The sequence below is a fragment of the Veillonella parvula genome (assembly GCF_018378075.1).
In the GTDB taxonomy this organism is placed as follows: Bacteria; Bacillota; Negativicutes; order Veillonellales; family Veillonellaceae; genus Veillonella; species Veillonella parvula_K.
Genome location: NZ_JAGZYE010000010.1, coordinates 1 through 11,407 on the forward strand (window position 1 = coordinate 1; position 11,407 = coordinate 11,407).

The following is an 11,407-nucleotide window of genomic DNA, read 5'->3' on the forward strand; positions in this document are numbered from 1 at the left end:
GAGGATCCACCTGTTCCCATCTCGAACACAGTAGTTAAGCTCATAAACGCCGAAAGTACTTGGCTGGAGACGGCCTGGGAGGATAGGAAGCTGCTGATTGAAGCAAAGGCACACCTGAGGGTGTGTCTTTTTTTATGTATGGCTTTCTATCCTCCCAGGAGACCTGGTGAGTAGGGCAAGTTAAAGGTAATAAGAATAAAACGACGATAGATTCACTGCATCACTTAGTTCATTATTTTTTAATTATATTATCAGTTAATTGATAATAAATAATTAATGAAGGTCTAATTATAAATTTTAATAATTACTATTTATTACATATTCTATTCATGCATAGAATTATCACTTTTTTATATAGGTCCCTATCTAGCCTAGTAAATACGTGCTTTATAGCTATCTTTCTGATATTTAATAATATACCAAAATGTACCAAAAATTACTCGTTTTGATTATATTTCATATCACTTTCACTATGTTTTCACGAACTATCTATATACTAGCTATAGTTGATTGAGATCAACTAAGGAAATGGAGGTCTACTACTAATAACTTTTACCTGTCCCTTTTACAAATAATACAAACAACACAAAACAATACAACACATAAAACAACACTTAAATACACAACAATACTCTCCCTGTGTATAAACAAAACAATACATATACAAAACTCTCTAATTATATATACCATCTCCCGTATATATAAAGGTAAAAGTTAGGTAGACATAAGAGCCCTTGAAAGAGGGCTCTTTTCCTTTAATATTTCTTATTATTTATTGATTAATAAGCCTATATTTCTTGACATAGTATGTAATATTTGTTAAACTAATCAAGTATCAAGCAAAGCTTGATGAATATAGGGGTATAGCTCAATTGGTAGAGTAGCGGTCTCCAAAACCGTTGGTTGTGGGTTCAAGTCCTACTGCCCCTGCCAAAATTTGGATGGCGGTCTTCGGGCCGCATGTCCATAAAATTACTCAAAAAATATTAAAAAATGCTTGCGTAGCCGCAATCATTATGTTAATATAAGTGAGTACCTTGTACATGACTCAGTAGCTCAGCTGGATAGAGCGTTTGACTACGAATCAAAAGGCCAGGGGTTCGAATCCCTTCTGGGTCACCAAATTAAAGCATCACAGTAATGTGGTGCTTTTTTATTTTGCTTTTTATATGTATATAAAGGACCCTACATATTTATGTAGGGTCCTTTTATGAGCTAATGATCTTTATTTAATTAACTAAGTTTTATTATTTCGCATGTGGCTGATCTGATTCAGCTACTACGTTAACGACAATTTCTTGATCTGCAGAAATAAGATTCATAATGATGGGGATTGGCTGTTCGATGGCTTCAGCTATACTTTTAATTTGTCGCATTGCAACAGGATAAGGTGTTGTTCTATCACTTTGAAATAATTCTTCCAATTGGGTGATTTCTGCTTGACTTAGATTCGATTTATTTGCGAATTCTTCAACTGTCATATTATGTTGTTCGCGATAGCTTTTAATGATTTCACCGATATACATAATCGCCTCCACTTGAATTATATTAATACATTTTTATTTTATGTGAAAGTTCGATAAAACTCAAGTTAGATTGAAATGATACTTCATATTATTGATACATAATGGTTTTATATTATAAGATGAACATATAATGATACTGATATATATGGAAATGAAAAGAGGTTTGCTATGAAGACGAATAGAAAACAACTTTTAATTGTTTATATATGTTTAGCATTAGGGGCTTGGAGTGCTAGCGCTGGCATCAGCTTTAGTCAATCAAATAGAGATACGAATCAAACGCGTCGAGATAATACGATAATACAGCATAAGTCTGAAAAAACTGTTGACGATTCTGACCAAGGCAGTCCTGTTATTGCATCGTATTACAAAGATGGCAAAAAAAAGAAGAAAAAGAGTACTGCTGCTGATGAGACTAAGCTTTCAGAGAAACAAAAAGCAACTAAAGAATTGAATGAACATTCTTGGGTAGAAGAAGCGGGAAAACATCCCTTACCGTATGCGGTTGTGGAAGGGAACGCGGTCAGTGAAGAAGAGTTAGCCCACTGGTGGAAGGTTTTTAATGATCCCGTATTGGATCAATTAATTGATTTGACCCTCAAAAATAATCGGCAGTTAGAGGTAGCTCGTTCTCGAGTTAGACAAGGACGGTTACAGTTGGGTATTGCTGAAGCACAGCGATTACCTTGGCTAGATGCTTCCGGTTCATGGTCGGCTAATAGAGGTCAGGGTGAATGGGATTCAGACCGAGAAGCGATAAAGAATTTACCTATATCTGATAAGATGACGAGAAATGTAGAAACCGGTAAATTGGGAATTGATGCGCGATGGGAAATTGATATATTCGGAAGACAAAAAGCAAAATCACGTGCTGCATCGAATTCGTTACAAGCATCACAGGCGGATTTATATTCCACCTGGGTATCTTTGAGCGCGGAAACCGCATTACAGTATATGTCGTTAAGAACTTTACAGGAGCAATTGCGCATAACAGAAGATGATGTGAAGCGTCAACAGGAAGCGTTGGAACTGATTAAGATAAATAATCAGTCTGGTATTATTAATGAATTACCTGTGCAACAGGCTACATATGCATTATCTCAGACTCAAGCGGAGATTCCTTCATTAAAGAAAAATATAGCTTCCACAATGGCTGCTCTTTCTATATTGACGGGAACAGTTCCAGGCGAGATTGACGGGTTATTGATGGAAAATACTTCATTACCTACGGTGGATCCACACATGTTTATCGGCATACCGGCGGAAGCTTTACGACAACGGCCTGATATTCAGGCGGCGGAACGACGTATTGCGGCGCAACAACAGAAAACCAAGGCTGCAAAGGCTGACCTTAAGCCTAGGTTTTCACTAAATGGCAGTATAGGCTTGGAGTCGTTTTCATCGGGAGGTCTTATTTCGGCTATCGGTAAAATGATAGGAATAGGACCATCTATCACTATGCCTATTTTCAATGCCGGTGCTATTCGTAAGAATATAAAGATACAAACAGAAAAGGAACAGGAATATTTGGCACTTTACGAAGAGACTGTTTTGAAAGCTGTAGGGGAGGTTCGAAATGCGGTAACGGATGCATCTCAGGATCATATTAAGTCCGAGGAATTGAAATCTGCTGTAGAATCTGCACAGCAAGCGGAATCTTTGGCGCAAACCAATTTTGACTCCGGTCTTAGCGATTACTTAAGTGTTCTTGATGCACGAAGAAATGTATTGTCTGCAAGGCGGCAATATATCATGAGTCGGGGGCAAGAGTTTGCTGATACCGTTCGTTTATTCAAATCCTTAGGCGGTGGTTGGGAAGCCATGGACATGGATCAGGAGGCAGAGGCGGACTCGCATGCTAAGAAATAGTGTGAGAAACGGGGAATGATTATGAAAGAGAAACTTGATGTCATTAAAGGGTGGATGGCGAATAATAGAAAAAAGTGCGCAGGTATAATGATTGCCTTTCTAATAATTTTGGGTGGAGTAAGTTATTATGCTTATAATCAATACGAAGCGTACATTGCCTCTCATCATATTGTGTTGCAAGGCAATGTGAATCTGCGTGAAGTTAATGTTGCATTTCGGGGAAGTGACCGGATTGCCAGCCTTTTGGTGGATGAAGGTGCGGTGGTGAGCCAAGGGCAGATTTTGGGGTATTTACATTCTGATGAATTGAATCTTACTGTACAGCAGGCTAAGGCTACCATTGTAGCACAGGAAGCTATAGTGGCCAAGTTGCAGGCCGGCAGTAGACCAGAAGAAATCGCTCAAGCATCGGCACGAGTTACATCTGCAGAAGCTGCGTTAGCGCAATCGAAACAGGAAGCAGAGAAGTTACAAAAATCCTATAATGCTTCAAATGGTAAGGCCGTTAGTCGACAGTCTGTAGATGATATACAGGCGAAGGTGAAAGTATCGGAAGCCAAATTAAATGAGGCTCAGCAAGCATACAATTTAGCTGTCGCAGGGCCAAGACAGGAAGATATAGCACAGGCCCAAGCCCAATTGGATGCGATGAAAAGCGAACTGGCCCGTCAGGAGTTCTTGTTGAACCAATCTGTATTAACGTCCCCGATAGACGGTGTTATAACGGCCCGATTATTACAGGTCGGTGATATGGCTTCACCGAATACACCTGTATTTAAATTGGCTGAGAATACTAAGAAATGGGTTCGTGTATATGTGAACGAACGGGATTTAGGAAAAATTTATAACGGTATGGATGCAAATGTAACAACGGATACATATAAGAACGAACCGATTCACGGAACAATCGGATATATTTCTTCCGTAGCGGAATTTACACCTAAATCGGTAGAAACGGAGGATGTGCGTACTACACTTGTATATGAAGTGCGGGTATATGTAGATGATCCGGATAATCGTCTCCGTTTAGGAATGCCTGCCACTGTTTCCATTGATATATAGAGGTGTGCAGTGAATGATGTATATGCAATCGAAGGGTCACAATTATATAAAGAATTCCCCCTTGTCGGAGCTGATCCTATAATAGCATTGGACCATTTGGATTTTAAAATCCGGAAAGGCTGTTTAACTGCGTTGGTTGGTCCAGATGGGGCGGGAAAAACGACTTTGATTCGTTTGATAGCTGGTTTATTGGATGCCACGGCTGGTTCTTTAGAGGTCCTCGGAATGGATGTGAAAGCACATTCACAGGCAGTTCAAGATAGACTCAGTTATATGCCTCAGAAATTTGGGCTTTATGAGGAATTATCCGTCAGTGAAAACATGAATCTCTATGCAGATTTACACGGTATTCCTTTGCATGTGAGAACGGAGCGGTTTGAAAAATTACTACATATGACGGGGCTAGCCAAATTTACTAAGCGTCAAGCCGGTAAATTGTCAGGTGGTATGAAGCAAAAGCTTAGCCTAGCCTGTACATTGGTGCGTTCTCCGGAGCTTTTATTGCTCGATGAGCCTACCGTAGGGGTAGATCCATTTTCAAGGCGGGAGTTATGGGAAATCTTAGAGTCGTTAGTACGTACAGATGGAATCAGCGTACTTGTTAGCACTGCATACTTAGATGAGGCGGAGCGTTGTAAAGATGTTTTCGTCCTCAATAAGGGGCACTTTTTAGCAACTGGGACACCGCATGAGTTGACTCAAATGTCTGAGGAACGATGCTTTCAGGTAAAGATTCCGAAGTCGTTGAGCATGAGAAATGTACAGGCCGCATTGATGGATGACAGGAAATGCGTGGCGGATGCCGTTCCGGAGGCCGGTGCCGTGAGGTACATAAAAACAAAAGAAATGCTTTCGATTCCTTGGCTTAGCGAGTACGGTATGGAGGAACAACCAGTTCAGAGCCGTTTGGAAGATACCTTTATGATGCTGTTAAAAGAGGATAAAATTGCCTCAAAACAAGGGGCTGAGCCTTTAGATAGTATCGATATGGATTTGAATGAAAGTGTGATAGAGAAAGAACGAAAACGTTTGTTGTCCCCAAATGAAATGGTTGAGCGTCCAGTAGAAATTTCCGTATCTCATTTGGTGAGGACATTCGGTGATTTTACGGCGGTAGCTAATACATCATTTACGGTGCAGCGCGGAGAAGTATTCGGATTGCTTGGACCAAACGGAGCCGGCAAGACGACGACATTTCGTATGTTGTGTGGATTATTACCTGTAACGAGCGGGGATTTACGTGTAGCCGGTGTTGATGTCGTTAAATCTCGTACGGCAGCAAGAAGCAATTTCGGATATGTAGCGCAAAAGTTTTCTTTGTACGGCAATTTGTCCGTTATGGAAAATCTAGAATTTTTTGCTGGTGTGTACGGTTTGTACAGTCAAAAAAAGGATGATCGAATAGAAGCTGTTATCAAGGAGTTTCGTCTAAATGATGTGCGAGATATGATAGCCGGTGATTTGCCTGGTGGTTATAAACAGCGCTTGTCCATGGCGGCTGCCTTAATGCATGAGCCTAAAATTCTTTTTTTGGATGAGCCCACAAGTGGTATTGATCCTCTTACACGGCGTAATTTCTGGCGACAGATTACTTCTTTATCAAAGCGAGGAACAACGATTATTATTACGACTCATTTTATGGATGAATCGGAATATTGTGACCGTATTATGATTCAGGATGCAGGAAAACTCGTTGTACTGGGAACACCTGATGAAGTTAGACGGATTGCCGGCGATGAGAATTGTACTATGGATGAAGCGTTTATCTCCGTCATACTAAAAAAACGGGAACAGGAGGATGACGTATGAACGGATTTATAAGACGGTTTTCCTCATTGGTATACAAGGAGACCTTACAAGTATTGCGCGACCCTAGCACTATTTTGTTGGGTGTTGTGCTACCTATACTACTTATTATCCTCATCGGCTCAGGGGTTACTTTGGATGTTAAACACGTGCCGATAGCAGTGGTTATGGAACGGCAAGATTCTATGACCCAGAGTGTGTATGACTCCTTATACGGCTCTGAGTACTTTCAACCTATAGCGGTTCGCGATAGAAAAACGGCGGAACTATTGATGGAAAAACGAAAGGTAGATGCCATATTGGTGATTCCACAGGACTTTTCTGCTCAAGTTATGCGTGGACAAGGGAAAGTGCAGGGAATTTACTACGGTGTCGATACTTCGGTAGCGATGAGCATAGAAAGTTATGTAAACTCAGCTATTAATTTATGGGCCGTTAAGAATATTCCGTTTATGCTACGTGGTGGATATATAACAATGAACCATCGCATGTGGTTTAATGAAGCAAATACAAGTACCTGGTTTTTGATTCCTGGGCTCATCATGATTATCATGACGATTGTATCCGTCTTTCTTACGGCGGTTGTTATGGCTAGAGAATGGGAACGTGGTACTTTTGAGGCTTTATTCGTTACACCAGTTAAGCCTATTGAAATTATTTTGGCTAAGGTAGTGCCTTATTATGTATTGGCCATGTTGGGGCTGTTGTTTTGCCTCGGTGTTTCGTATTTCTTTTATGAAGTACCTATGCGTGGTTCCTTATGGATCATCTGCATCGTGTCCACATTGTATTTGATTGTTTCCTTAAATATGGGACTACTTATATCTGCGTTTACGAAGAAACAGTTCTTAGCTTGTCAAATGGCGTTACTTACCAGTTTTTTACCGGCGTTGATATTGACGGGGTTTTTATTTGATCCACATTCACAACCTGTGGTGATTCAATATATTTCACGGCTTTTACCTCCTACATATTTTTTAGAATTACTGAAATCATTGTTCCTAGGTGGAAATAACTGGTATTTGATTATTAAAAATAGTGCCGTATTATCGGGTTTTGCTATTTGCTTTACAATATTGACAATTTATATTACGCGGAAGAAGGTGGAATAATGAATTGGCGCCTGTATTGGAATCAAATTGTCTCCATCATATGGAAAGAGCTATTAGCCACCTTTAAAGATCCTAAAACTCGTATAATCTTACTGTTACCGGTTATTATTCAAGGGTTCCTCTTCGGTTACGCCGCAACCTATAATCTCAACAAGGTTCCCTATGTATTGATTGATGAAAGTCATACGCAGACCGCAGCTGCATTAGAATCGACTATTAATTCATCCGGTGTTTTTGAACTGTATCAATCTGCGAACTCTCCGGATATAATCGCACCACTAATAGACTCCAACAAGGTTATTATGGCGGTTATCATACCTCAGGATTTTGAAGAAAACTTAAAGCATAAACAACCTACATCTATTACTGTTATTGTAAATGGAACGAATACAATGACTTCAGGTCTTGTTGCAGCCTATATGGGGCAAATCATTTCTCAATTCAATCAGACTTGGTTAGGTGTTGATCATAAGGGAATCACGATTGAATCTCGTACCTGGTACAATGAAAATCAGCAGTCTTCATGGACTTTCTTGACAGGTCTCGTTATATTGATCAGTATGACACAAGTTATCATGTTGGGAGGCTTATCTGTGGCGAGAGAACGAGAGCAGGGGACCTTTGATCAATTATTGGTGACGCCTGTATCATCTATGCAAATTTTGATTGCAAAGTCTATACCACCCATGATAATAGGACTGTTTCAAAGTACTGTATTGTTATTAATAGCCATGTTTTGGTTTAAAGTTCCATTTCGGGGCAACATATTTCTTGTGTATGCCGTGTTGTTTACATTTATAAGTAGTAGTATTGGATTGGGGTTATCTATTTCGGCTATTGCAAAAAATATGCAGCAAGTTCTCGTATATGTTTTTGTCTTTCTTTTTCCACTAGCATTATTGTCCGGATTAATCACACCTGTACATAACATGCCGAAAATATTGCAATATCTTACATATGGAAATCCTATGCGGTTTTCTGTTGATGCAATGCGCAGGATTTATTTAGAAGGTGCAGGATTGACGGATATTTGGTTTAATTTTATTCCTATGATTATCCTAATCATTATAAGCATGTCCATAGCAGGATGGCTATTTAGAAATCGCGTTGGATAAAGCTAATGATTAGATTGTTAAACTTTTTATATTTTGTTATAACAATACGGCAGACCTATATAGCATTTTTTTATTAATAAATATGCTACTGCCGTATTGACTAAATGAATGTAGACTGTTAGAATAAAGGCATAGAAAATATCATATTTGGGAATAGGTGCTGAAAAGCATAATAGAGAAGCCGGTTAAAGGCCGGCACGGTCCCGCCACTGTATGGTCGAGCGAGTCTAAATTAAGTCACTGGGAAACTGGGAAGGCTAGATTAGCGATGACGCCGAGTCAGGAGAACTGCCTATTCAACATTCACCATTTGACCTACGAGAGATAGGGAGGAGAAGTTAATAGCTCCTTTTTACGTACCCGTAAAAAGGATTTTTTAGTTCTATTGAATCTAAATTGCATTATATTTGATTTAGATTTTAGTTCTATACGACCTAAATGTCGTGCTATGGTCATGGTGGATTACCTTTTTGGTATTACCAGCATGACATATGTTATGACTGTTAATATATTTTATGGTAAATGTAGGGCATGCATTTATTCATCATCATCCTAAAAAAGAGGCTGACCCAGGGTTCTAGTAGTTCGGATTCTGGGTCAGTCTCTTTTTATTTTGTAAATATTAGTTATCAGTAATACCTTTTAGATTGAGACCTGTAGAGTTAAGGTTTATTAGATGAGGTGTTAAGCGTTAGTTAATAGATATACAATTGTAGAGTTAAGAGCTTTTAGATTTAGAAGTTGCTTTGGGTTTACATAAATCGTAAGGGTAATTAGATAGTTGTTTTTCTTTGAATCTATTTTTAGATGTATGAATTTTAAGTCATTTATAAAAAAATGATTGACGATGAATTCCATACATGATATTATTATTTCAGTTGAGACGCGGGAGTGGCGGAATTGGCAGACGCACCAGACTTAGGATCTGGCGCCTTACGGCGTGGGGGTTCAAGTCCCTTCTCCCGCACCAACTTTATTGCACCTTTAGAGGTGTATTTTTTTTTGCCCACTTATAATAATTAATATATTTTTGATTATTGTACTATGAGGGCATCATTTCTGTGAAATGAAAGTAAGAGTTAAAACTCTTGGTTTGTCTGATTTCTATCAAGGTAGATTTATAAAGAGCGATAAGTAAAAAGTATATTGTAAATATTCAGAGAGTACACTATCGAAAATGTTTATGGTAAATTTAAAATGCATTATTTGGTTGGGTAAGATTCTATAATTTTAGCAAAGTCGCCAACTTCAGGATTATCAAATGGTAATTGAGTTTCGACAGGTATTGATTCAGTAATTTTTTGACCAGGGAAAGATAAAGTAGTCCAAGATGACTCTTGTGTGATAACTTTAGTATTAATGCTTTTGTCAATTCGATCGCTTTTTACCGTACACATTTTAGGTTGTAGATGAATAACAACACCTGTACCTTTAACGATTTCTAAACGACCTAAATTTTCATTGGTATCTGGGTCAAAAAATTCAGAACCTAATGAATATATAAGAAAGCGCTGATTATCAGTTATACCATCAGTAGAGCCAACATTTAGAACTACTTTATCATTATCGTCAAGAGTTTGAATTACTTTGATTTGTTTAGTTATATTCATAAAAACCTCCCAAAAAGAATATTTATATTCAAGAGATATAGATATATCAAATTAATATAATTACTTTTTTGTTGTAAGTAATAGTTGCTTTGGAAATTAATTTATTTTGGAAATTTAGCATTTTGCATTAAAGATAAAGACCTTTCTGTTAGTGAGGGTCTAATGATTAAATTTTCTTTAGTCAATTTATGAGGGTCTTGATCAAACATATTGTATTTAGCTTGATATAAGCCCTTAGTATTTACAGAATCAATAATACCCCACGCAACTATAGTTTCTGTTTCATTAGAAAGCTCAGCAATAAGAAAATAACTGCCTTGAGATAGTACTGATTGAATATTAACTGTGAATACTAATTTTCCTTTTTCCGAACAATCGTGAATTGTAGCTTTAAAATTAGGATTTTGAATTGGTTTGTTCAACTAATCACCACCTTTATAAAGTGATTATACTATTAAAAAAATACAATTAAAATAGGAATAGAAAAGAAAAAATAATTAGAGAAATATGATAAGTATACTATGTTTGATTTTTACAATAGTAAAAAAGGAAATAAAGAACTTACAAGAACAAAAAATTTTATAGAAGTACTATTTAAGGAATATATAGCAATAGAGAGTATTATAGTATAAAAGAAAAAAGGATTCACATATTCAAGTTCAAATGGAATCCTTTAAGTATTAATATTTGAATCTAATTTATTTCAAAGTTGCTGATAAAGAAAGAACCGTAATTGGTTCATTTTCATCAACAAGAATAAATGGGAACGTTTGATTATTTTTTAAAAACGTAACATTTCTTAATGTTAATGGTAATTGCTCAAGCTGTTTCATATTAGCAATCGATTTTAAATCTAATTCAGAAAATATAGATAGTAAAAAATCTTGTGAATTTACTATATTTGCTAAGAATATGGTTAATGATGAACCGCTCAAACTAGGATCTATAGCATGTAAAATATCCATTGGGAAGAATGGTTCAAATTTATTAGGCTTACCTAAAAAGGCATCTGGAGGAATAGGAATACATGGTGTATTATCAAAATATGTAAGTGTATTGCATGATACCAATTCATTATTAATTTTGCACAAGAATTTAACATCATAGATTTCGTCAAGGGATAAAGCTTCAACTATAGCCGCTTCAAGTAGTTGTAGTTCTCTTATTGTTTTAGTCATATAATCACCTCCTTTCTAAAATGATTATATCAAAAGTGATTAGCAAATGAAATGAAGATGAAGGTTGTTAGGACATAACTATTTTTCTAGATTTATGTTTACTTGAAAACAATAACAAAGATATTTGAA

9 protein-coding genes, 3 tRNA genes, 1 rRNA gene, 1 pseudogene and 1 riboswitch are annotated in these 11,407 nt (G+C 37.3%); of the genes and pseudogenes, 10 read left to right on the forward strand and 4 right to left on the reverse strand.

Annotated elements, in window-relative coordinates:
* The 3 genes from rrf to KH286_RS08605 form a co-directional block, all read left to right on the forward strand.
* Positions 1–99 (forward strand): 5S ribosomal RNA (rrf, locus tag KH286_RS08595); the annotation flags it as partial.
* A gap of 758 nt (positions 100–857) precedes the next feature.
* Positions 858–933, forward strand: a tRNA-Trp gene (locus KH286_RS08600).
* 112 nt (positions 934–1,045) lie between these two features.
* Positions 1,046–1,122, forward strand: a tRNA-Arg gene (locus KH286_RS08605).
* Positions 1,123–1,247: 125 nt separating this feature from the next.
* Here the strand turns inward: KH286_RS08605 and KH286_RS08610 are convergent.
* Positions 1,248–1,526: a helix-turn-helix domain-containing protein gene (locus tag KH286_RS08610; RefSeq protein WP_128114310.1), complete on the reverse strand. Its 279-nt coding sequence runs from the start codon at positions 1,524–1,526 to the stop codon at positions 1,248–1,250.
* Positions 1,527–1,694: 168 nt separating this feature from the next.
* Here KH286_RS08610 and KH286_RS08615 point away from each other — a divergent pair, with 168 nt between their 5' ends.
* The 7 genes and pseudogenes from KH286_RS08615 (at position 1,695) to KH286_RS08640 (ending at position 9,460) form a co-directional block, all read left to right on the forward strand.
* A complete protein-coding gene (locus KH286_RS08615) occupies positions 1,695–3,395 on the forward strand; it encodes an efflux transporter outer membrane subunit (RefSeq protein WP_278472769.1) in 1,701 nt (566 codons plus the stop codon).
* Between the two features lie 87 nt (positions 3,396–3,482).
* Complete coding sequence (locus KH286_RS08620; RefSeq protein WP_252306394.1) at positions 3,483–4,457, forward strand: efflux RND transporter periplasmic adaptor subunit; 975 nt, start codon at positions 3,483–3,485, stop codon at positions 4,455–4,457.
* A gap of 9 nt (positions 4,458–4,466) precedes the next feature.
* Positions 4,467–4,964 (forward strand): annotated as a pseudogene (locus tag KH286_RS09640) (ABC transporter ATP-binding protein); the annotation flags it as partial.
* A 540-nt stretch (positions 4,965–5,504) separates the two neighbouring features.
* Positions 5,505–6,266: an ABC transporter ATP-binding protein gene (locus KH286_RS09645; RefSeq protein WP_370801419.1), complete on the forward strand. Its 762-nt coding sequence runs from the start codon at positions 5,505–5,507 to the stop codon at positions 6,264–6,266.
* On the forward strand, positions 6,263–7,375 hold the full coding sequence (locus KH286_RS08630) for an ABC transporter permease (RefSeq protein WP_042986461.1): 1,113 nt from the start codon (positions 6,263–6,265) through the stop codon (positions 7,373–7,375). Before KH286_RS09645 ends, KH286_RS08630 begins: the two co-directional genes overlap by 4 nt.
* Complete coding sequence (locus KH286_RS08635) at positions 7,375–8,490, forward strand: ABC transporter permease (RefSeq protein ID WP_008714445.1); 1,116 nt, start codon at positions 7,375–7,377, stop codon at positions 8,488–8,490. Before KH286_RS08630 ends, KH286_RS08635 begins: the two co-directional genes overlap by 1 nt.
* A 138-nt stretch (positions 8,491–8,628) precedes the next feature.
* Positions 8,629–8,800, forward strand: a riboswitch (cobalamin riboswitch).
* Positions 8,801–9,375: 575 nt separating this feature from the next.
* Positions 9,376–9,460, forward strand: a tRNA-Leu gene (locus KH286_RS08640).
* A 232-nt stretch (positions 9,461–9,692) separates the two neighbouring features.
* Here the strand turns inward: KH286_RS08640 and KH286_RS08645 are convergent.
* The 3 genes from KH286_RS08645 to KH286_RS08655 form a co-directional block, all read right to left on the reverse strand.
* The gene (locus KH286_RS08645) at positions 9,693–10,100 is read right to left on the reverse strand and encodes a hypothetical protein (protein ID WP_008714444.1); all 408 of its coding nucleotides are present in this window, start codon (positions 10,098–10,100) and stop codon (positions 9,693–9,695) included.
* Positions 10,101–10,201: 101 nt separating this feature from the next.
* Entirely contained in the window at positions 10,202–10,522 is a 321-nt protein-coding gene (locus tag KH286_RS08650; RefSeq protein WP_278617826.1) for a hypothetical protein, read from the reverse strand.
* Positions 10,523–10,798: 276 nt separating this feature from the next.
* Positions 10,799–11,278: a hypothetical protein gene (locus tag KH286_RS08655; RefSeq protein ID WP_008714442.1), complete on the reverse strand. Its 480-nt coding sequence runs from the start codon at positions 11,276–11,278 to the stop codon at positions 10,799–10,801.
* Positions 11,279–11,407: the final 129 nt, after the last annotated feature.